General features: G+C 67.6%; 22 protein-coding genes and 2 pseudogenes. 9 read left to right on the top strand and 15 right to left on the bottom strand.

Annotation, left to right across the window (positions count from 1 at the left end; genetic code table 11):
• Positions 1-273 precede the first annotated feature (273 nt).
• Positions 274-633 (top strand): hypothetical protein, encoded by a 360-nt coding sequence (locus tag ACLQ3J_RS15580; RefSeq protein WP_425903869.1) that lies wholly within the window; start codon positions 274-276, stop codon positions 631-633.
• Positions 634-705: 72 nt separating this feature from the next.
• Here the strand turns inward: ACLQ3J_RS15580 and ACLQ3J_RS15575 are convergent, their stop codons facing one another.
• On the bottom strand, positions 706-993 hold the full coding sequence (locus ACLQ3J_RS15575; protein WP_169621158.1) for a hypothetical protein: 288 nt from the start codon (positions 991-993) through the stop codon (positions 706-708).
• A 187-nt stretch (positions 994-1,180) separates the two neighbouring features.
• Between ACLQ3J_RS15575 and ACLQ3J_RS15570 the strand changes: the two are divergent.
• A pseudogene (locus ACLQ3J_RS15570) lies at positions 1,181-3,076 on the top strand (propionyl-CoA synthetase); the annotation flags it as partial.
• A 12-nt stretch (positions 3,077-3,088) separates the two neighbouring features.
• Here ACLQ3J_RS15570 and ACLQ3J_RS15565 read toward each other — a convergent pair.
• From ACLQ3J_RS15565 to ACLQ3J_RS15555, 3 genes are read right to left on the bottom strand one after another with little or no spacing between them, the layout of a single operon-like run.
• A complete protein-coding gene (locus ACLQ3J_RS15565; RefSeq protein ID WP_169621160.1) occupies positions 3,089-3,355 on the bottom strand; it encodes a DUF3618 domain-containing protein in 267 nt (88 codons plus the stop codon).
• Complete coding sequence (locus tag ACLQ3J_RS15560) at positions 3,352-3,780, bottom strand: phage holin family protein (protein WP_169621161.1); 429 nt, start codon at positions 3,778-3,780, stop codon at positions 3,352-3,354. The genes ACLQ3J_RS15565 and ACLQ3J_RS15560 overlap by 4 nt, the downstream gene beginning before the upstream one ends.
• Positions 3,777-4,850, bottom strand: a complete 1,074-nt coding sequence (locus tag ACLQ3J_RS15555; RefSeq protein ID WP_169621162.1) for a YihY/virulence factor BrkB family protein — start codon at positions 4,848-4,850, stop codon at positions 3,777-3,779. The genes ACLQ3J_RS15560 and ACLQ3J_RS15555 overlap by 4 nt, the downstream gene beginning before the upstream one ends.
• Before the next feature lie 69 nt (positions 4,851-4,919).
• Between ACLQ3J_RS15555 and ACLQ3J_RS15550 the strand changes: the two genes are divergently transcribed.
• Genes ACLQ3J_RS15550 through ACLQ3J_RS15535 form a run of 4 tightly spaced genes read left to right on the top strand, consistent with a single transcriptional unit; the run spans position 4,920 to position 7,315 of the window.
• Positions 4,920-5,432, top strand: a complete 513-nt coding sequence (locus ACLQ3J_RS15550; protein WP_425903791.1) for a flavin reductase family protein — start codon at positions 4,920-4,922, stop codon at positions 5,430-5,432.
• A 38-nt stretch (positions 5,433-5,470) separates the two neighbouring features.
• Complete coding sequence (locus ACLQ3J_RS15545) at positions 5,471-6,244, top strand: pyrimidine reductase family protein (protein WP_422425315.1); 774 nt, start codon at positions 5,471-5,473, stop codon at positions 6,242-6,244.
• Positions 6,234-6,725 carry a CinA family protein gene (locus ACLQ3J_RS15540; RefSeq protein WP_425903790.1) on the top strand — a complete coding sequence of 164 codons (492 nt, stop codon included), beginning with the start codon at positions 6,234-6,236 and terminating at the stop codon, positions 6,723-6,725. Before ACLQ3J_RS15545 ends, ACLQ3J_RS15540 begins: the two co-directional genes overlap by 11 nt.
• Before the next feature lie 20 nt (positions 6,726-6,745).
• Positions 6,746-7,315, top strand: coding sequence for a dihydrofolate reductase family protein (locus ACLQ3J_RS15535; protein ID WP_296551079.1), 570 nt, complete (start codon positions 6,746-6,748; stop codon positions 7,313-7,315).
• A 49-nt stretch (positions 7,316-7,364) separates the two neighbouring features.
• Here ACLQ3J_RS15535 and ACLQ3J_RS15530 read toward each other — a convergent pair whose 3' ends face one another.
• Entirely contained in the window at positions 7,365-9,164 is a 1,800-nt protein-coding gene (locus ACLQ3J_RS15530; protein ID WP_296551078.1) for an acyl-CoA dehydrogenase, read from the bottom strand.
• A 149-nt stretch (positions 9,165-9,313) separates the two neighbouring features.
• On the opposite strand from ACLQ3J_RS15530, the gene ACLQ3J_RS15525 reads away from it, so the two are divergent.
• Together ACLQ3J_RS15525 and ACLQ3J_RS15520 are read left to right on the top strand one after the other, a co-directional pair.
• Positions 9,314-9,997 carry a response regulator transcription factor gene (locus ACLQ3J_RS15525; RefSeq protein ID WP_425903788.1) on the top strand — a complete coding sequence of 228 codons (684 nt, stop codon included), beginning with the start codon at positions 9,314-9,316 and terminating at the stop codon, positions 9,995-9,997.
• A gap of 1 nt (position 9,998) precedes the next feature.
• Positions 9,999-11,324 (top strand): sensor histidine kinase, encoded by a 1,326-nt coding sequence (locus tag ACLQ3J_RS15520; RefSeq protein WP_169621169.1) that lies wholly within the window; start codon positions 9,999-10,001, stop codon positions 11,322-11,324.
• A gap of 61 nt (positions 11,325-11,385) precedes the next feature.
• Here ACLQ3J_RS15520 and ACLQ3J_RS15515 read toward each other — a convergent pair whose 3' ends face one another.
• The 7 genes and pseudogenes from ACLQ3J_RS15515 to bla form a co-directional block, all read right to left on the bottom strand.
• Positions 11,386-11,817: a VOC family protein gene (locus tag ACLQ3J_RS15515; RefSeq protein ID WP_296551077.1), complete on the bottom strand. Its 432-nt coding sequence runs from the start codon at positions 11,815-11,817 to the stop codon at positions 11,386-11,388.
• A 54-nt stretch (positions 11,818-11,871) separates the two neighbouring features.
• Complete coding sequence (locus ACLQ3J_RS15510; protein WP_296551076.1) at positions 11,872-12,285, bottom strand: helix-turn-helix transcriptional regulator; 414 nt, start codon at positions 12,283-12,285, stop codon at positions 11,872-11,874.
• A gap of 105 nt (positions 12,286-12,390) precedes the next feature.
• Complete coding sequence (locus ACLQ3J_RS15505; RefSeq protein WP_296551090.1) at positions 12,391-12,762, bottom strand: FKBP-type peptidyl-prolyl cis-trans isomerase; 372 nt, start codon at positions 12,760-12,762, stop codon at positions 12,391-12,393.
• Positions 12,763-12,765: 3 nt separating this feature from the next.
• Positions 12,766-13,113 (bottom strand): annotated as a pseudogene (locus tag ACLQ3J_RS15500) (FKBP-type peptidyl-prolyl cis-trans isomerase); the annotation flags it as partial.
• 53 nt (positions 13,114-13,166) lie between these two features.
• Entirely contained in the window at positions 13,167-14,465 is a 1,299-nt protein-coding gene (locus ACLQ3J_RS15495) for a citrate synthase (RefSeq protein WP_169621173.1), read from the bottom strand.
• 263 nt (positions 14,466-14,728) lie between these two features.
• Entirely contained in the window at positions 14,729-15,712 is a 984-nt protein-coding gene (locus ACLQ3J_RS15490; protein WP_169621174.1) for an aldose 1-epimerase family protein, read from the bottom strand.
• Positions 15,713-15,800: 88 nt separating this feature from the next.
• Complete coding sequence (gene bla / locus ACLQ3J_RS15485) at positions 15,801-16,778, bottom strand: class A beta-lactamase (RefSeq protein ID WP_240954920.1); 978 nt, start codon at positions 16,776-16,778, stop codon at positions 15,801-15,803.
• 165 nt (positions 16,779-16,943) lie between these two features.
• Here bla and ACLQ3J_RS15480 point away from each other — a divergent pair, with 165 nt between their 5' ends.
• Positions 16,944-17,819, top strand: a complete 876-nt coding sequence (locus tag ACLQ3J_RS15480; RefSeq protein ID WP_169621400.1) for a LysR family transcriptional regulator — start codon at positions 16,944-16,946, stop codon at positions 17,817-17,819.
• 29 nt (positions 17,820-17,848) lie between these two features.
• Here ACLQ3J_RS15480 and ACLQ3J_RS15475 read toward each other — a convergent pair whose 3' ends face one another.
• The 3 genes from ACLQ3J_RS15475 to pdxH all read right to left on the bottom strand — a co-directional run bounded on the left by ACLQ3J_RS15475 (position 17,849) and on the right by pdxH (position 21,153).
• The gene (locus ACLQ3J_RS15475) at positions 17,849-19,093 is read right to left on the bottom strand and encodes an MFS transporter (RefSeq protein WP_425903785.1); all 1,245 of its coding nucleotides are present in this window, start codon (positions 19,091-19,093) and stop codon (positions 17,849-17,851) included.
• Positions 19,094-19,234: 141 nt separating this feature from the next.
• A complete protein-coding gene (locus tag ACLQ3J_RS15470; RefSeq protein ID WP_425903784.1) occupies positions 19,235-20,503 on the bottom strand; it encodes an MFS transporter in 1,269 nt (422 codons plus the stop codon).
• On the bottom strand, positions 20,500-21,153 hold the full coding sequence (gene pdxH / locus ACLQ3J_RS15465) for a pyridoxamine 5'-phosphate oxidase (protein WP_169621402.1): 654 nt from the start codon (positions 21,151-21,153) through the stop codon (positions 20,500-20,502). The genes ACLQ3J_RS15470 and pdxH overlap by 4 nt, the downstream gene beginning before the upstream one ends.
• Positions 21,154-21,242: the final 89 nt, after the last annotated feature.

Genomic DNA, 21,242 nt, shown 5'->3' with positions numbered 1-21,242 from the left:
AATGTGGTCGGCAAGGACCGAATACGCGCGGCCTACGCCGACACGCACTCCCCAGCCTCGATCCTGCGCTGCTGGTCGACCTGGAACGCCCTGGGCAGCTACCTGTTCACCTCGGATCTGATCGTTGCCGACCCGATGGATGCGGTCCTGCGCCCCAAGGTCGCCAAGACCGTACCGAAGGCCTTCGATCAGGACGCGGTCGAGAAACTGATCACCGCGCTGACCACAGACGAGGACGACAACGCACACGCCTGACGAGAGCGCGACCTCGCAATCGTCCTCACCGCACTGCTCACCGGATGCCGCCTGTCCGAACTGGTCACCCTCAATATCGGGGAATTCCGCAACCTCGACGACACGGGTCGACTCAAGTCGATTACCCTGCACGGCAAGGGAAACAAGCAACGCGTCCTCGCCGCCGAGCCCGCACTCGTCGACGCGCTCACGTCCTACCTCGACTCGCGCCTGCAGCGATTCCCCGGCAGCGGCAAGGCCCGCACCTCCCCCCACCGCCTCACCCTGGCGCCGCCAACGGGCCACCGACCCCCCTTCCTCGGTGCCGGCAGACCTGGTCCTTCGCTTGGGCGCAGCGAGCGCGGCGACTTTGCGTGCGGTGTCCGGCATGCGGTGTGACCGGAGCGTGCGTGGTAGTTCTCGTTCGTAGGTGCGTTGGATCGAGGCGACCACCCACACAGCGACCAGCCGTCACGGCCGCGGATCGGTGCGGGTCCACCGGCGCCGATCACTGAGCGTGGCCCCGCTACAGCGACGGCACGGGAAGACTCCGTGTTCCCCGAGTTCGGCCAGGTACAGGGCGTCGGTCCACGGCACGTGCGGGAAGCGGGCGAGTCGGGCACGGGAGAGCGGGACTCCGCACAGGGTCTGGTTGGTGCCGGGCGTCCACGCGTGCGTATCGCCACGCGGGTATCTGATCCCGTCGGTGTCGGTCCACCGACTCGACGCCGCGACTGCGGGTGTGGTTCGTTGAGCCATGGGATCCGGATTCCCCGAACGGGCGAGATCACGCCCACCTCCTCCACTGCCCTTCCGTCCACTGCCCTTCCGTCGGCACCCCGCTCGTCGCCCAACCACTGCCGCCCGTCGCACATCGCGTTCGGGGCCGAGGCCGGTCGCATAGGGTGACGCGGTCACCACTGTCAGTGCGAGGGAAGGACACCAGGCGATGAGCTCGTACGAGGAGGCGTTCCGCCAGAGCGTCGAGGACCCCGAGGCCTTCTGGCTCGAGGCCGCGAAGGCCGTCGACTGGGATACGGCGCCCACCCGCGCACTGGACGACACGCACGCACCCTCGTACCGGTGGTTCCCGGACGGCACTCTCAACACCAGTGTCAACGCGCTCGACCGGCATGTCGCAGCAGGTGCAGGTGACCGGACCGCGCTGATCTGGGATTCGGCGATGGTTCCGGCGAAGAAGACCTACACGTACGCAGAACTGCTCGACGAGGTCGCCACATTCGCGGGAGTGCTGCGCGACCAGGGCGTCGTGGCCGGCGACCGCGTCATCATCTACATGCCGATGATTCCGGAGGCCGCGATCGCGATGCTCGCGTGCGCCCGCATCGGTGCCGTGCACTCGGTGGTCTTCGGCGGGTTCGCGGCGAAGGAACTCGCGACCCGCATCGACGATGCCCGTCCGGTCGTGCTCGTCACCGCGTCGGGTGGGCTCGAGCCCGGCCGCACCGTCGAGTATCTCCCGATGGTCGAGACGGCTCTCGGGCTGTCGAAGACTCCCCCGCACACCGTGATCGTGAAGGATCGGGAACAGATTCCCGGTTCTGCTGCCGATTACAAGACGTCGTCCGCCGCGTGGTTCGACTGGGACGAACTCGTCGCCGACTCGTCGCCGGCCGAACCGGTCTCGGTCGCCGCCACCGACCCGCTCTACATCCTCTACACCTCCGGAACCACCGGAAAGCCCAAGGGCGTCGTCCGCGACAACGGCGGACACGCGGTCGCGCTGACGTGGTCCATGCGCAACATCTACGACATCGGTACGGGCGACGTGTGGTGGACCGCGTCCGACGTCGGATGGGTGGTCGGGCACTCGTACATCGTCTACGGCCCACTGCTCGCCGGCGCCACCACGGTGCTGTACGAGGGCAAGCCGGTAGGTACCCCCGACGCGGGCGCGTTCTGGCGCATCATCGCGGAGAACAACGTCAAAGCGCTGTTCACGGCACCGACCGCGATCCGCGCGGTCCGCAAGGCGGATCCCGACGCCGAGGAACTCGCGAAGTATTCGATCGACTCGCTGGAAACGCTGTTCGCCGCCGGGGAACGCCTCGACCCCGACACCTACGCCTGGGCGACCCGCGTACTCGACCGCCCGGTCGTCGACCACTGGTGGCAGACCGAGACGGGCTGGGCGATCGCCGCGAACCTGCGCGGCCTGGACCCGATGCCGCTCAAGCCCGGCTCTCCGACGGTTCCGGTTCCGGGATACCGCGTCGAAATCGTCGATGCGCACGGTGAACTCGTGCAGCCGAACACGGAAGGCAACATCGTGGTGCGGCTTCCTCTTCCGCCGGGAACATTGACGGGTTTGTGGCAGGACGAGGACCGGTACCGCAGGTCGTACCTGGACACGTTCCCGGGGTACTACCTCACCGGCGATTCGGGTTTCGTGGACGAGGACGGATACGTGTTCGTGCTCGGACGCTCCGACGACGTGATCAACGTTGCCGGACACCGCCTTTCGACGGGCACGATGGAAGCGGTCGTGGCGTCGCATCCGGCGGTCGCCGAGTGCGCCGTGGTGGGCATCCACGACGAGATCAAGGGTCAGCGCCCGTCGGGATACGTGGTGCTCAAGGCCGGGGTGGAGATCGATCCCGAGACCCTGCGACAAGAACTCGTCGCAATGGTGCGCGACCAGATCGGTGCGGTGGCGACGTTCCGGGACGTGACCGTCGTGCAGGCACTGCCGAAGACTCGATCCGGCAAGATTCTCCGAAAGACCATGCGCCAGATCGCCGACCACGAGCAGTACACCGTGCCGTCCACGATCGAAGACCCGGCAGTGCTCGAGGCGCTTCGGGCGCAACTGGGCGGCTGACCCCGCGAGGGTCTAGCGGCGGCGACGCCAGACGACCACCAGCACGACGGCGACGAGAACTGCCCCGGCTGCGGCAAGCAGGTCGGGGCGGTTCCGTACCGCTTCGACGCGCTCGTCGGCCGCGTGCTTGACGCGGGTGGGCACGTCCAGCCGGTCGGTCAGTTCGCCTACCGTCGCAGCGAGTTCGGCGCGCTGCTGTTCGATATCGGGCTCGGGTCCGCCCGACCCGTTGGGGGTCGACTCGGTGGGCCCGGTGTTGGAAGAGTCGGGTCGGCTCATTGCATTGCTCCCTTCGCGGCGGCCACGTCGGCCCGAACGCTGTCGACCGCGTGTGCCGGCATCGGCGGCGCGGCATTCTTGGCCTTCGAGGCGCCGACGGCCGCGAGGATGCCCCCGATCACGAGAACCACAACGGCGACGATCAGTGCCGCCAGCCAGGGTTCCACGGCGGTCGCGAGCCCCAGCACACCCGCCGCGATGAGGGTGGCGAGCCCGAGGTAGAGCAGAAGCGCACCGGCCCCGGAGATTCCGGCACCGATACCGATCCTGGTGCCCTTGGACTTCACTTCGTCGAGGGCATGGGTGACCTCGGTGCGCACGAGGGTGGAGACCTGCGCGGTCAGCCGTTCGGTGAGTTCGACAGTGGACAGTTCGGAGGGCTGGGCCGCCACGTGACGCGCACCCCCTCCGGTCGGTTCCGTCATGTTCGTTCCCCTTCCTGGTTGTCGCCGACTTCTCCACGCAGGCGACGCCCGCGTTCGATCAGTTCTTGATGCTTCGCCTGGTTCTTCTCACTCGCACGGGTGTCGCGCGGGGGCAGTTGGAGGGTCTTCTCCGCTTCGATTCCACCTTGCAACTGCCGACCACGTTCGAGTTCCGCATCGAATTCGGCCCCGAACAGCAGTGCCAGGTTGGTGATCCACAACCACAACAGGAAGATCACCGCACCGGCGAGCGAACCGTAGGTCTTGTTGTAACTCCCGAAGTTGCTGACGTACACCGCGAACAGCACCGACGCGACGATCCAGACCACAATCGCGATCACAGAACCGACGCTCACCCACCGGAACTTGGGCTGCTTGACGTTGGGTGTGGCGTAGTAGAGCACCGCCACAAGGACGATGACGAGTATCAGCATCACGGGCCACTTCGCGATATTCCAGACCGTCACCGCTGTCTCGCCCAGGCCGACGACGTCACCGATGGTGCGGGCGATCGGTCCGCTCACCACGAGCATCAGGCCCGTTGCACCCGCGAAGACCAGGACGAGCGCCGTCACCAGCAGCATCTGCGGGCGCAGCTTCCAGATCGGGCGTCCCTCTTCGATCTCGTAGATGCGATTCATGGCGCGGCCGAAGGCGCCCACGTAGCCGGAAGCCGACCAGAGGGCACCGAGAACACCGATGACGAGGGCGAGGCCGGCGGTGGGTGCCTGCACCAACTGTTCGATGGGTCCGCGCAGGGTGTCGACCGCGGAGGCGGGTCCCAGTTCCTCGACCATCTGCAGCACCGCATCCACGGTGGCCTGGCCCTGCCCGAAGACGCCGAGCAACGAGACCACGACCAGCAACGCAGGAAACAGCGACAGGATGGCGTAATAGGTCAGCGACGCCGCCAGATCGGTGCACTGATCTCGGCTGAACTCCCGCACGGTCCTCTTGACCACGTATTTCCACGACGGCTTCTCGATGTCCGTCGGAGAATCGGGCTTGCGCGCATCGTCGGGTGCCACGGTTGCGCCGGCCGCACCGTCCCCGCCGTGTTGGTCCGTCATGGCACTCGGGTACCGCGCCGTCGCCCGCACCAAACCGTATCGGCACTACGTAAAACGTACGATCGGAGCATGTCCGACACCGATGCAGTCCGCGGCTCCTCCGAGGGGTTCGCCGACATCATGTCCCAACTCGACTACCCGATGTACATCGTCACGACACGCGGCGGAGAAGAACGCAGCGGGTGCCTCGTCGGGTTCACGACTCAGACGGGCATCGATCCGGCACGCTTCCTCGTCGCCATCTCGAACAAGAACCACACCTTCCGTGTCGCCCAGGACGCCGAGTACCTGGCCGTGCACGTCCTCTCCCCCGAGAACCGCTCGATATCGGAGCTTTTCGGGGAGCAGACGGGCGACGAGATCGACAAGTTCGCGCAGTGCTCGTGGAGCGAGGGCCCGCACGGCCTGCCGATCCTCGACGGCGCAGCCGGATGGTTCGTCGGGCGCGTGCTGGACAGATTCGATCTCGGCGACCACAGTGGGTTCCTGCTCGATCCCGAGGAGGGTGAACTCCGCGAGAACCTGGACACGCTGCTGACCTTCCGCGACGTGAGCGACATGGAGGCCGGCCACGGCGCGTGACATAGCGGGGAACGAACCGGCGTGATCTGATCGGGTGCATGCACCAACTCGACGATCCCGCTTCCCCTACCGACGTCGGCGACGATCGGCTCCGGCAGTTGTACGCGTATCCGGAAGGGCTCGAGCGCCCGTGGATGCGCGTGAACTTCGTGTCCTCCCTCGACGGCGCGGTCGCGGTGGAAGGCCGGTCGGGGGCGCTCGGCACCCCGTCGGACAAGAAGGTCTTCGGGCTGCTCAGGGAACTCGCGGACGTGATCCTCGTCGGCGCGGGCACCGTGCGCACCGAGAACTACGGGGGCGCGCGCACCAGCGAGACGCTTCGTGCGCGTCGTGAAGCGGACGGGCTCGACGCCGTACCTCCCATCGCGGTCGTGACGACGTCCTGCTACTTCCCGTCGGATCTGAGGCTGTTCACCGATACGACGGTGCCTCCGATCGTGTTCACCAGTGCGAGCGCCCCTGTCGCCAACCGCCGCAGGGCGGAGGACGCCGGTGCCGACGTCCGGGTGATCGCCGACGACACCATCGACGGTGCAGCCCTGCTCGCCGCCGTCACGAAGGCCGGCTGGACGCGCGTACTGTGCGAAGGAGGTCCGCAATTGTTCGGCAGCATGATCGAAGCCGACATCGTGGACGACCTGTGCCTGACGTTCGCCCCCGTTCTCGCGGCGGGCTCGGCGGGGCGCATCGCCTCGACGCCGACTCCCGTCGTCACCCCCATGCGACGGACCCACCTGGTCGCCGACGACGACGGCACCCTGCTCACCCGATGGATTCGAGACGACAGAGAAGGAGCTTCCCGTGGCCGATGACGACATTGTCGAAGGAACCGATCGTTCCGACGACTTGATCGAACGACTCGCCGACCTCGCGTCCGAGCGCAGTCTGACGGTGGGGTGCGCAGAGTCCCTCACCGCGGGAACGCTGGCGGCGCGCCTCGGCGCCGCGAAAGGTAGTTCGGAGTGGTTTCGCGGCGGCATCGTCGCGTACTCACGCGAGGTGAAACACGGACTGCTCCGCGTTCCCGAAGGACCGGTGGTCAGCGAGGCAGCGGTCCGGGCCATGGCCGAGTCCACCTCGCGCCTGCTCGAAGCGGAGATCGTGGTCGCCGTGAGCGGGGCGGGCGGACCCGATCCGCAGGACGGGCGCCCGCCGGGCACGGTGTGGTTCGCCACGACCGGGCCGGAGGGAACCCGCTGCGAGGAAAAGCAATTCGAGGGTGACCCCCAAAAAGTGCTCGCCCGGACGGTGCGTCATGCCCTAACGTTGCTCGTCGATCGGGCACAGGCCTGACTGCCGAGACGGGAGCATTCTTGCGCACACTGACCTACTACGTGGCCACCACGCTCGACGGGTTCATCGCCGACCCGTCGGGCGGGTTCGATTTCTTTCCGGTACCCGACGAACTGGTGTCGGTACTCGTCGAGGAGTTCCCGGAAACGATCCCCACCCAGGCGCGTGCGCATCTCGGGATCGACCCGCCGAACAAGAACTTCGACGCGGTGGTCATGGGCAGACGCACGTGGGAGCCGTCCCTCGATGACGGGGTCACGAGTTCGTATCAGCATCTGAAGCAGTACGTCTTCTCCACCACGATGAGCGAAGCACCGGACGACACCGTCACACTCGTCGACAGCGATCCGCTCGCGTACGTGCGAGAACTGAAGCAGCAGGACGGCGGAGGAATCTGGTTGTGCGGGGGCGGCTCTCTCGCGGGCGCGCTGTTACCCGAGATCGACGAACTCGTCCTGAAGGTCAGTCCGATCGTGGCGGGCAACGGAATACCGTTGTTCCGCGCGGACTTCGCACCGCATCACTTCGATCCCGTCGAGAGTCGCTCGGTCGCGGGCGTCACGATCACTCGTCTCGCTGCCCGTCGCTGACCGTGCCGCCGCCGTGACAGCGAGGGCTGTCTGTCACGGCGGCACCGGATCAGAGGACGGAGGGGTCGACGTCCAGGGTGGTGCGGTCGAGGCTCGCGAGCAGATCGAACTGCGGCCCCGTCTTCGGAAGTTCGAATCGGAAGAAGTACCGGGCCGCCGCGCGCTTGCCGTCGTAGAACGCGCCGTCCCGCTCGCCCACGGCGAGGAGTTGTTCGAGCCAGATCCACGCGACCACCACATGCCCGACCGCTTCGAGGTAGACGGTCGAATTCGCGAGCGCGACAGCCGGATCGCCGGTCGACCACAGGGCGGTGGTCGTCTCCCCCACCCGCACGACGGCACGCTGCAACTGCTGCGCGTACTCCGCGGCGTCGCCACCGGCGTCCAGCGCCTTCGTCACGGTCTCGCCGATGGTCTCTCCCAGCACCGCGAGCGCGGCGCCACCTTGCATGATCACCTTGCGGCCGAGGAGGTCCATCCCTTGAATGCCGTGGGTGCCTTCGTGAATCGGGTTGAGGCGATTGTCGCGGTAGTACTGTTCGACATCGAATTCCCGGGTGTACCCGTAACCGCCGAGCACCTGGATCGCAAGACTGTTGGCTTCGAGGCACCACTGCGACGGCCACGACTTGGCAATCGGGGTGAGCAGGTCCAGCAGAAGCCCCGCACGCGACCGCGCCGCCTCGTCAGGTGCGGTCCGCTGTTCGTCGACGAGGGTGGAACAGTACAGGCCGAGCGCCAGCGCACCTTCCACGTAGGACTTCTGCGCCAACAGCATCCGGCGTACGTCGGGGTGTTCGACGAGGGCCACCTGAGGGGAAGCCGGGTCTTTCGCGCCGAGTGGGCGGCCCTGTGTCCGGGTGCGTGCGTAGTCGAGCGACTGGAGGTATCCGGCGTAGCCGAGCGAGGTCGCGAGGAATCCGACCCCGATCCGTGCCTCGTTCATCATGTGGAACATGTAGGACAGGCCCTTGTTCGGCTCCCCGAGAAGATAGCCGACCGCTCCCGCCTCTCCGCCCGGTGTGTACGTGCCTTCGCCGAGGTTCAGCAGTGTGTTCGTGGTGCCGCGATTGCCCATCTTGTGGTTGAGGCCCACCAGGGCGACGTCGTTCCGGTCGCCCAGCGTGCCGTCCGGCTCGACGAGGAACTTGGGAACGATGAACAGCGAGATGCCCTTGACGCCGGCGGGGCCTCCCGGAATCTTGGCGAGCACCAGATGCACGATGTTCTCGGTCAATTCGTGGTCGCCGCCGGAGATCCACATCTTCGTTCCGGTCAGGCGGTAGGTGCCGTCGCCCACTGGCACGGCCTTGGTGGTGATGTCGGCGAGCGACGAGCCTGCCTGCGGCTCGGACAGACACATGGTGCCGAAGAACCGGCCTTCGAGCATATGCGGCACGAAGGTGGCGATCTGCTCGTCGCTGCCGTGCGCGACGAGCAGGCTCGCATTGGCCGCGGTGAGGAACGGGTACGCGGAGGTGCCTGCATTCGCCGCCTGGAACCACGCCATCGACGCGCGCAGAACCGCGATGGGCAACTGCATGCCGCCGTGCGCTTCGTCGAACCCGCCGGCGATCAGCCCCGCCTTGGAGAAGAGGTCGAGCGCGGCCTTGACCTCCGGGATGATCTCGACGCGGCCGTCCTCGTCCATCCGGGGTTCCTGGGCATCGGCCTTCTTGTTGTGCGTCGCGAAATGCTTCGTCGCGATGTCCGCACTCAGGTCCAGCACCGCGTCGAACGTGTCACGGGAATGCTCCGCGAACCGCGAACGGGTGGTCAGGGACTCGATGTCGAGCCAGTCGTACAGCAAGAAGTCCAGGTCGCGGCGGGACAGCACGGGAGCAGGCATGGAGGGGTCCTTTCGGCGGAGTACCGATCGAGCGCGCACCCAGTAGAGCAATCCGGGCGGGCCGGACGACCGGCGGGGTGGCAGCCGTGGGTGCACGGTACCGCGCGATGCTTGGCGCCGACGCCACGAATACGGGAATACTGCCCTTCATGAGCGGATCCCCTTCTGTGCTGGTCGTCGACGACGACGCGGACGTCCTCGCCTCCCTGCACCGCGGGCTCCGCCTCTCCGGATTCTCGGTGTTGACCGCCGCCGGGGGTGCCGAAGCCCTCGAAGTCGTAGAAGCCGAGCGGCCCGACGTGATGGTGCTCGACATGAACATGCCCGGTCTCGACGGGACAGCCGTCATCACTACCCTGCGCGGTGCGGGGGACGACATCCCGATCTGCGTGCTCAGTGCCCGCGACACCGTCGACGACCGCATCGCCGGGCTCGAATCCGGCGCCGACGACTACCTGACCAAACCGTTCGTCCTCGCCGAACTCGTCGCGCGTATCAAAGCAATGCTGCGCCGCCGCGCACCGGCCGACGATCAGGCGGTGCGGGTCGGCGCCCTGCGCATAGAACCGGCGGGCCGGCGGGTGTTCGTCGACGGCGATCCCGTGGACATGACCAAACGCGAATTCGAGCTGCTCGAGGCCCTGGCCCGCAATGCGGGCATCGTGCTCTCCCGCGAGCGCCTGTTGTCGCTCGTGTGGGGCTACGACTTCACCTCCGACACCAACGTCGTGGACGTGTTCGTCGGCTATCTCCGCCGCAAGCTCGAATCAGGTGGCCGCGCCCGGCTCGTCCACACCGTGCGCGGCGTCGGCTTCGTTCTCCGGGAGCCCTGAGGTGCCCCGCTCGTTCTCGTTGCGCGCCCGAGTGGCCACCGCGACCGCGCTGGGCACGACCATCGTCGTGGGGATTCTGGGTGTCATTGTGGCGCTAGCGATTTCACGCAACAATCTGGCACAACTCGACCGGCGCCTCGACCTCGCCGCCGATGTGCTGGCAGCCAACGCCGCGGCCGCCGAATTGTTCCTGCCGGTATTCGGCGACGGCGGTGCGTTCGCCATGACGATCCGCGCGGAACCCGACGGCGCACTGCGGGCGAGCACGCCCACGGAACTGCCCGTCCTCGAACCCGGCGCGCAGACCGTCACCCTCGACGGGATCGACTACCGCGCGTACACCACCCCCATCGAATCGAATCGCGGTCTGATGTCGGTGGCCGTCCTGCTGGCCGAGGCGCAGGATGTGACCACGGATCAGCACCGGCAGGTATTGATCGCCGGCGCCGTCGCAGTGGCCGCCGCGACCGGTCTCGGCTGGCTGCTCGGCGGTGGCGCGGTGCGTCCGCTCGTCGACCTGACCCGCCGGATCGTCGCCCGCGACCGGGATCTCTCGCCACGCCCCTCCGGAGTCACGGAAGCCGACGAACTCGCGTCGGCGGTGGGCGCGATGCTCGACGACGTGGCACGCGCGCGTGCCGCCACCGACGCCGCGCTGGCCACGGCGCGTGACTTCGCGGCGGCAGCGGCACACGAGATGCGGACGCCCCTCACGGCGATGCGGACGGACATCGAAGTACTCACGACCCTCGACCTCGAGGCGGACGACCGGTCCGAGATACTCACCGACCTCGCGCGCACTCAGGCACGGCTGGAAGCGACCCTCAACGACCTCGAACGCCTCGCCAGAGGCGACCTGTCCACCGACCGCGATTTCGTCGACGTCGATCCCGTCGAGATCTGCGACACCGCTGCCGCGGACGCGATGCGCCGATATCCGGGCCTGACCGTGGACGTCCGCGGGGATGCCGGCCGGACGCTGCGCGGCCTGCCCGCAGGCCTGCGACTCGTGGTGGACAACGCGATCACCAATGCCGTCCGGCACGGCGGCGCATCGCTCGTTCGGATCACCGTCTCGAGGGACGATGCCGCCACCAGCCTGATCGTCGACGACGACGGAGTGGGTGTCCCCGCCGACGAACGCTCGGCAGTGTTCGAACGGTTCCGGCGCGGATCGAATTCCCGCCGGACCGGGTCCGGGCTCGGACTGGCACTGGTCGCGCAGCAGGCAACCCTGCACGGCGGCGACGCACACCTGGACGAGAGTCCGCTCGGGGGAGCACGCCTCGTCGTCCGGTTGCCCCGCACGCGCCCCCGCGATCGATGATCGGTACCGGCGACGTTCCCGGCACCGACTCGATCGCGAGGGTGCATTGTGTTCGAATTACTCAGTGCGGGAGAGACTCTCCGGTGAACTCTCGCGCCTCCACGAGCACCAGCCAATTGCCGGAGTTGTCCCGCATCACGGCTTCGATGCCGTACGGCCGTTCGGCCGGTTGCTGAACGAACTCCACCCCCTTGGCAGCGAGCTCGCGATACGTCGCGTGACAGTCGTCGGTGGCGAGACCGAATCCGCCCATGGTTCCGGCGTCCAGTGCCCGCCGGATCGCTTCTGCTGTGTCGTCGGAGAGGGGCGGGCCGGGCTTGGCGAGCGTGACCTGCAGTTCGGGATGGTCGGGGTGCAGGATCGATACCCAGCGGAACCCGTCGCCCAGCGTGACGTCGGTGCCTTCGACGAATCCCATCGTGTCGGTGTAGAACTTCTTGGCTGCGTCCTGGTCGGTGACCCAGAGGGTGACCAGAGAAATGTTGGTAATCATGTATTCCAACCTAGGGTCGGCGCCGGTCCCTGCGCTTCTCCGAAATTGCGGCGTTCAGGACCGGTCGCTCAGGCCGTGCATGAAGACGTAGCAACCGGGGATTCGCGGCGCACCGGACTCGGCGAACTTCGCCTGATACACCGACGGTGACGTACCGACCAGTTGCCGGAACTTGGCGCTGAACGAGCCGAGGCTGGTGTACCCGACGACGTGGCATATCTCGGTGACCGTCAGGTTGGTCGCCCGCAGCAGGTCCTGGGCTCGTTCGATGCGCCGCTCGGCGAGGTAGGCCCCCGGAGTCCTGCCGTACACCGCGGCGAAACACCGGAGGAAGTGAAACTTGGATACGCCGGCGTTGGCGGCGAGTTCGACGAGGTCGAGCGGCTCCGCATAGTCGCGGTCGGCGACGTCGCGGGCGCGGCGCAGGTGCGGAAGGAGTTCCGCCGGCACCTGCACTCGTACTGCCATTACCCCAGTCTGGCAGCGAGAACCTGCACGTGCTCGTGAATGCGCCCGGATACACGAGGGCCCGAGTCCGGCATACGCCGGACTCGGGCCCTCATGAACGGATTACTACGGCAGGTCGACCAGGTCGATCACGAACACCAGCGTCTTGCCGCCGAGGGGGTGACCGGAACCGGCCGGACCGTATGCGAGTTCCGGCGGCACGGTCAGCTTGCGGCGACCACCGACCCGCATACCCGGGATGCCCTGCTGCCAGCCCGGGATCAGCCGACCGAGCGGGAATGCGACGGACTGACCGCGGCTCCACGACGAGTCGAACTCGTCGTTGGTCTCGTACTCGACGCCCTTGTAGTGCACGTCGACGGTCGCGTCGGGCTGCGCCTCGGGACCGTCACCGATGGTGATGTCCTCGACCACGAGTTCGGTGGGCGCGGGGCCTTCCGACTTCTCGATGACCGGCGGTTCGGGCTGGACCTGCACGTCGAGCAGATCGATCACGAACACGAGAGTCTTGCCCGACAACTGGTGGCCCGATCCGGCGGGACCGTAGGCGAGTTCCGGCGGGATCGTCAGCTGACGACGCCCACCGACACGCATACCGGGGATGCCCTCCTGCCAGCCGGCGATGAGACCGGCGAGCGGGAAGCGGATGGACTCGCCACGGCTCCACGACGAGTCGAACTCCTCGCCCGTGTCGAACTCGACACCGACGTAGTGCACGTCGACGACCGCACCCGGCGTGGCTTCGGGACCGTCACCGATCGTGATGTCCTTGATGACCAGTTCGGTGGGCGCGGGGCCCTCCTGGAACTCGATCTCCGGTTTACTCACAGGTCCTTCTCCCTTGTCGAGTGGCAGTCGTCGCACACGCTCGGACAGATCGGTCAGCGAAGATCGATCCCCTTGTAGTCACGCTCGGTGTGGCCGACGTAGATCTGGCGCGGGCGCCCGATCTTGAGGGTCGGGTCGGAGTGCATCTCGCGCCAGTGCGCGATCCAGCCCGGCAGGCGGCCCAACGCGAACAGCACGGTGAACATGCGGTCCGGGAAGCCCATGGCGCGGTAGATCAAACCGGTGTAGAAGTCGACGTTCGGGTACAGCTTGCGCTCGATGAAGTAGTCATCGGTGAGCGCGGCCTCTTCGAGCTTCATGGCGATCTCGAGCAGTTCGTCGCCCGCACCGAGCTTCTTGAGGATCGAGTCGGCGGTCTTCTTGACGATCGCGGCGCGCGGGTCGTAGTTGCGATAGACGCGGTGCCCGAAGCCCATGAGCTTCACGCCGTCTTCCTTGTTCTTGACCTTGCGCACGAACTCGTTGACGTCGCCGCCCGAGTTCTTGATCTGCTCGAGCATCTCCAGCACAGCCTGGTTCGCACCGCCGTGCAGCGGGCCCCACAGCGCGTTGATGCCGCCCGAGATGGACGTGAACAGGTTGGCGTCCGACGAGCCGACCAGACGCACCGTCGACGTCGAGCAGTTCTGCTCGTGGTCGGCGTGCAGGATCAGCAGCATGTCGAGAGCCTGCGCGATCTCGGGGTCGATCTCGTACGGCTCGGCCGGGAAACCGAACGTCATCCGCAGGAAGTTCTCGACCAGCGACAGCGAGTTGTCGGGGTAGAGGAACGGCTGGCCCACGGACTTCTTGTAGGCGTACGCGGCGATCGTCGGGAGCTTGGCGAGCAAGCGGATCGTCGACAGCTCGACCTGCTCCGAGTCGTCCGGGTCGAGCGAGTCCGGGTAGTACGCCGAGAGCGCATTGACGGCGCTCGACACGACGGGCATGGGATGCGCGTTACGCGGGAAGCCGTCGAAGAAGCGCTTGAGGTCCTCGTGCAGCAGCGTGTGTCGGCGGATCTTGTCGGTGAACGTCTCGAGCTGGTCCGACGTGGGCAGCTCGCCGTAGATCAGCAGGTAGCTGACCTCGATGAAGCTGGCCTTCTCGGCAAGCTGCTCGATCGGGTACCCGCGGTAACGCAGGATGCCCTTCTCACCGTCGATGTACGTGATCGCCGACTTGGTGGAGGCAGTGTTGACGAAACCGGGGTCGAGGGTGGTGTACCCGGTCTCCGCAAGGAGCTTGCCCAGCTCGATACCGTCATTGCCTTCCGTTGCTTTGGCGATCGACATCGCGTGCTCGCCACCGGGGTAGCTGAGGGCGGTTGTGGGTTCATTCTCAGCGGGCACGAAGGATCCCTCTCAAGCTCAGACCTACGAGAAACTTCCGAACATTCAGGTAGAACCTAGCCGTAGCGCAGCGCGTGCGCCCAGCCAGGGTCGGTCGAAAGTCCCCGCACAGTGTTTCGTTGATATCGACGTCGGACGTCGGCCCGCACCCTCGGAAACTCCGCCGCAAGGTCGGCGCACGCCGCTTACCTGGGGTAATCGTACGCGATCCGTGTGGTAGCGCCATTGCCACCCCGCCTCCTGCCGTTCGCGGCGCCCGTGCGTCACCCGGAGAAACCCACCGCACCCAGGCCCCAGCTGGCGTCCCAGCCCTGCCCCGGCTGGAGGACCACTTCGTCGATACCCAGATTGAACGCATCAGGAGGGCACGTCGCGGGAATCAGAGCGAGCGAACGCTCCGCAGCACCCCCGGACCCGGCCGTCTCGGTGGTCGCATACAGCCACCCGAACTCCGGCACCGTTCGCAATTCCACACCGCGCCCGTCTGGACCGCAGAGACGATGACGCACCACACCGTCGGCGTCCTCGTCGAGGGCACTGAACGGTGTCGCGAGCCGTACACCGGCGAGGGAGCGCGGTGCGGTGAAGTCGTACTCGGTACCGGTGACGGGTTGTGAGTACGCGGTGGGAAGACCACGTTCGCGGTCGATCGGAACGCGGGTACCCGCCGCCAGGTGCAGGCTGCACTCGTCGAGGGGGGTCTCACCGGCCCGCAGATACGGGTGCACGCCGAGACCGAACGGTGCGTGGAAATCGCCGATGTTGGTCGCGGTGTGGGTGACGACGAGCCCGTACTCACCGAGTTCGTGGATCGCGGTGAGCAGCAGCCGGTAGGGCCATCCCTTCTGCAATCCGACCTCGAGCACCTGCTCGACACGGGTAGCCGTGTGCGACACGAGGTCCCACTTCTTGTTCCAGGCGAAGCCGTGCACGGCGGTCTTCCGGCGCGGGTCGGTGACCGCCAGTTGGTGTTCGATTCCGTCGAAGAAGAAGTGGCCGTCGCGCACCCCACCCGGCCACGGCGCCAGCACGGCGCCCGCGTACAGCCACGGTTCCTCGGCCGGCCCGCTCTCGACGAGCCGGTAGGGGCCGGACGGATCGTCGTACACCAGTTCACGCACCGCCGCGCCCACCTCGGACACCTCGGCCCGGTAGCCGCCGCCGCGGATCACGTAATGCGCGGGACCGTCTCCCGGCCGGGAATCGGTCGGGTGATCGCGTTGCGAGTGGTGGATCGAGTCGGACATGTACCCAGTCTTGCGGGCGGCGGGCGATCGCACTACCCATTCGGGCGGCTGACCTGTCCGTACCGCCAACCTGCCCCGCAGTCCCGGATCACATACCGGTCGTCATGGCCTCGATCACGGCCGCGGTGGCGGCCACCGTCGGGACGTCGTCGATCGGCACGTCGGGGTCACCGGTGGTGGAATCCGAGAGCACCACCAGCACGAGCGGATCCCCCTGAGGCGACCACACGACCCCGGCGTCGTTGACCGTCCCGTGGTCGCCTCCTCCCGTCTTGTCGGCCGCGGTCCAGCCCGGCGGCAGTGCCGCACGGATGCGCTTGTCGGACGTGAGGCTCCCCCGCATCCACCCCGCGAGGGTGCGTTGTTGCTGCGGCGGCAGCCCCGCACCGAGAAGCAGTTCGTGGCACCCCGCTCCGAGCCCGGCGGCGGTCGTGGTGTCGCGCTCGTCGCCGCGCCCCGCTTCGTTCAGTTCGGGTTCCCACCGGTCGAGGCGAGTCGCCTTGTCGTTGACAGCCCGCGCGAGGGCTGTCACCGTGTCCGGTCCGCCGAGGCGTCGCAACAGGAGGTTCGCGGCGGTGTTGTCGCTTCGGGTCAGCGCGGCCTCGCACAGGTGACCCACGGTCATGACGCGGCCCTGATGTTCGGTCGTCACAGGCGAGTTGACGACGATGTCGGCGGGCTCGACCGCAATGGTCTCGTCGAGGGTCAGCCGGCCGAGGGATTCGAGACGCAGAATTCCGGCCGCTGCGTAGATCTTGAAGGTCGAGCACATCGCGAATCGCTCGTCGCCGCGGTATGAACAGCTCCGACCGTCGATCGGCGAGTGCGCGAACACCCCGAGCCGGACCTTGTGGTCGTTCTCGATCCGGGCGAGACGTGCGTCGAGCGCGGGCAGTTGCAACCGTGTCTCCGGTACGCCCCTCGCGGCCGGGGTCGCATCCGGTGGCATCGTGCTGCCCGATGCGCCGCATGCGGCCAGGATCGGAGCGGCCGACAGGACGACGGCACCGGAGAGAAAGCCTCTGCGGGACAGTGCTGTTCGGTCGACTGCGGGTGGTGTTGCCATGCAGCTACAACAGCATCCGGCCTCTCGCCGATGCCAATACTTTACGGAGGCGGGGGCAAGTCGGAAAAAGTATCACCGCTGGTGACAGCCCTGTACGAGGCCGACACTGGCCGCACTTCCGGTAAAAGCGGGGACGGCGTCGAGGACGCTGGTTGAATGTCGGCCATGGATCTGATCCGTCATCTCCGGTTCTTCGTCGCGGTCGCCGACACAGGACACTTCGGGCGCGCCGCAGCCGAACTGGAGATGACGCAACCTCCACTGTCCCAAGGACTTCGGCGCCTCGAGGAGTACATCGGGACCCCGCTCGTCCACCGCACGCAGCAGGGTGCCGTTCTCACTTCCGCCGGTGCGCACCTGCTTCCCCACGCCCGCTCGCTCCTCGACGACTCCGACCGTTTTCTCACGGAAGCGGTCCGCGTAGCCGGCGCCCGCGCAGTGGTCCGCTGGGGCGCCTGCGTCGCGCTCCCGGACCGGTTGCTCACCGCGTGCGTCGCGGCCTTGTGCGCCGAGACCGATGCGGCGGTGACGACCGAATCGGGGACCACCGTCGACCTGATCGAGGCGGTGCGGTCGGGCAGATGCCATTTCGCCGTCGTCGAACTTCCCACGCTCGTGGACGGCGTGGAGGCCGGGCCCGTCACCAAGATTCCGCGGTGGGTCGTCGTGCCGAAGGACCATCGCAGCGCCCACGCCGAACGGCCTCGGTTCCCGATGCTCTCCGATCTGGCGTTCGCAGCCCCTGCACGAACAGGAAACCCCGGGGCCTTCGACGCCGTGCGTGATCTACTGCGCGAACGCGGTCTCGAGGTCGAGACGACGACTGCGCCGGACGACCGCGCCGTCCTCGCCGCAGTGGCTGCGGGCACCCATTTCGGGATGTCGACCACGAGGCCCGGTTCGGCGCCGGGGGTCGCGTGGCTGCAGTTGGCTCCCGCCGCGACCGCGCTGCAGGTGCGTCTCGTGTGGCGAACCGGCGCCGACATCGACCGGTATGTCGCGGCGCTCGATCGGGTGGTCTTCAGGGAACGGGTGCGCTGAGCCGTACATCCCGGCGGCTCGGACAGCGGTCACCGCGCTTCGGTGGCCGCTGCCTCCCCCCGCGCTGGGCCGCTGTCGTCCTTCATTCGCACCGCGATCGCGAAAATGAGCACACCTGCCGCCGCGAGGATCACTCCGGCAGCGGCCGGTGCGGTGTACCCGAATCCGGCGGCGATCACCGCACCGCCGATCGCGGCGCCGATCGCGTTGGCGAGGTTGAACGCGGCGTGGTGGAGCGACGCGGCGAGAGTCTGGGCATCGTCCGCGACGTCCATCAGCCGAACCTGTAGTCCCGGACCGACCGCCGCGCACCCGGCGCCGAGCAGGAACACCATCACCAGAGCCGTGTACGGGTTGTGCACCGCGACGACGAACACGGCGAGCAGCACGCCGAGCGCACCCACGGTGATGAAGATGCCCGGCACCAGAGCGCGGTCGGCGAGGCGACCCCCCACCGCGTTGCCCACGACCATGCCGAGCCCGAACAGCATCAGGGCGACCGGGACCACCGATTTCGGTACGCCCGCGACGTCGGTCAGGGTGGTGCTGATGTAGGTGTAGACCGCGAACACACCACCGAAGCCGATCGTCGCGACGCCCAACGTCATCCACACCTGCTTGCGGCGCAGAGCACCCAGCTCGGTCCGCACGCTCGTCGTACGGATGGACAGGTCCGGCACCCACGCGACGACCGCGGCGACGGTGGCCACCCCGATCACCGCGACCAGGCCGAACGCGATGCGCCAGCCCAGTGCCATACCCAGCCACGACGCCGCGGGCACCCCGATCACGTTCGCGACCGACAGTCCCATCATCACGAGTGCGACGGCCCGCGCCCGCTGTCCCCGACCGGCGAGATGCGCCGCGACGATTGCGGCGACGCCGAAGTACGCGCCGTGCGGCAAGCCGGCAACGAACCGGGAGGCCACGAGCGCGCCGTAGCCCGGTGCCAGCACCGTCGCCGCGTTACCGATCGTGAACGCGACCATCAAGGCGATCAGCAGCGTCTTGCGCGGTACCCGGGCGGTCAGGGTCGCGATGAGCGGTGCACCGACCACGACGCCGGCGGCATATGCGGACACGACGTGCCCGGCGGTCGGCTCGGAGACACCGAGCCCGGCCGCGATGTCGGGAAGCAGGCCCATCGCCATGAATTCGGTGGTGCCGATTCCGAACCCGCCGAGCGCGAGTGCCCACATGGCGCGGGTGCGCCCTGCCCGCGGACCGTCGTCGATCCGGACGTCGTCGGGTGGGCAGGCGGGAGCCGTGGTCATGAGAGAGCCTTCGGAGAGTGCACGAGGTACGCGAAAGAGAAGTCCGGACGGCTGTGTCCGGCCCGTTCCATCTTCCGCTTCGGACCCGCCCACCTCGAATTCGTCAGGGGTGAGTTCCGCCACCGCCGCGTGGAGCGCGCGCTACGACAGGGTTCTCTCGACGCGGTACCGGACGAAGGCGGGGAACGCGAAGACACACACCGCGACGCCGACGATCACCAGGACACCGCCACCCGCTGCCGCAACCGCGGTCCCGGCTGCGGCGGCCGCGGCACCGTGCAGCACGTCGCCGATCCGGGGACCGCCGGCGACGACGACGATGAAGACTCCTTGCAACCGGCCACGCATCTCGTCGGTCGCGACGGTCTGCAGCATCGTCGACCGGAACGCCGCCGACACCATGTCCACCGCCCCGCCGAACGCGAGGAACGCCACCGCGAGCCACACCAGCAGCGCGCTCCCGCCCGAATCGGCGAACCACACCACGATCCCGAATCCGGCCATCGCGACGCCCCACAGCGCGATACACACGATCACCGCGAGACCCTGGCGCCGCACTCTCGGCAGCCACCCCGAGAACACGCCTCCGACAACGGCTCCCACCGACATCGCCGCGAACAGCACGCCGAGGACGAATCCGCCCTGCACCGGATCCCCGAAGGTTTCGTGAGCGATCTGAGGAAACAATGCGCGCGGCATTCCGAAAACCATCGCGACGATATCGACGACGAAGGAGGCCAACAGGATCTTCTGCCCGGACAGGTAACGGAATCCGTCGAGCACCGCGCACAGTCCCGCCCGCGTCACCTCTCCCAGCGGCGGGATCGGGGGCAGCCGGACGACGGCCCAGAGCGTCGCGAGCAGGAAGACCGCGTCGAGCAGGTACAGCGTCGACAACCCCACCATCGGGATGAGCACCCCGGCAAGCAGCGGACCGGCGATCGCACCGAACTGCACGACGGTCATGTTGAGCGAGGTCGCCGCAGCGATCTGGCCCGTGGGAAGCACGCGCGGGATCACGGCCGCGCGGGTGGGCTGATTCACCGCGAAGAACGCCTGCTGCACCGAGAACACGCCGAGCAGCACCCACACGTTGCCCGAACCCGCTGCGGCCTGAGCCCACAGGAGCAGCGAGGTGACGCAGAGGCCGACCGAGGTGATGGTCAGCAAGGTGCGCCGGTCCATGGCGTCCGCGAGCGCGCCACCCCAGAGCCCGAACACGACGAGCGGCACGAGACCGAACACACCGGTGAGCCCGACATAGGCCGAGTTCCGGGTGATCTCGTAGATCTGCTGCGGTACCGCGACGATCGCCATCTGGGCGCCGATCACGGTCACGACACCGGCCCACCACAGCCGCGCGAAGTCCTTGTTCTGCAGCGGTGTGGTGTCGGCGAGGATGCGTCTCACGGCTGGAGACGCCGGACGGACCACGCTCCGTCCACGAGCCGCATACGAATCCGGTCGTGCAGACGGTCGGGTCTCCCCTGCCAGAATTCGACGGTGTCCGGACTGATCCGGAATCCGCCCCAGAACGGCGGAACGGGAATGTCCTCGTCGGATCCGAGACCGTACTCTCTGCCCGCCTCGACGAGTGCGTGTTCGAGGTCTGTGCGGGACGCGACCGGCCGCGACTGCTGCGACGCCCACGCACCGAGCCGCGACCCGCGCGGCCGGGTCCGCCAGTACGCCGCGGTCTCCTCGGGCGCGACGCGATCCACCCTGCCGCGCACCGTGACCTGGCGGTGCAGCGGCAACCACAGAAAGGTCACGGACGCGTACGGGTGCGCGGCCAGGTGGCGTCCCTTGTCGGATTCGTAGTTCGTGAAAAAGGTGATGCCCTCGGGTCCGACGGCCTTGCACAGCACCGTCCGGGTCGCGGGATCGCCGTTCTCGTCGACGGTCGCGAGCACCATCGCGTTGGGCTCGGGCACGGCGGCCTCGACGGCCGTGGCCAGCCATTGCCGGAACAACGGCAGCCAGCCGTCGGAGGCGAGCGCGGGTCCGAGATCGGCGGACAGCGTTTCGGCCGGGTCCGACGGGTTGTAGTCGGCACGCATCGACGCGAGATCGTCTGCCGGCACGTGTCGGCGCGGCGGTTCGGGCTGCACGGACGAAGACGGTACTCCGGGACGGCCGACGCCCGAAG

Origin of the sequence: Rhodococcus sp. DT1, from assembly GCF_049844875.1 — a bacterium.
Lineage (GTDB): Bacteria > Actinomycetota > Actinomycetes > Mycobacteriales > Mycobacteriaceae > Rhodococcus.
The sequence above is the reverse complement of the archived record's forward strand: the minus strand, read 5'-3'. Positions and strand labels throughout refer to the sequence as shown.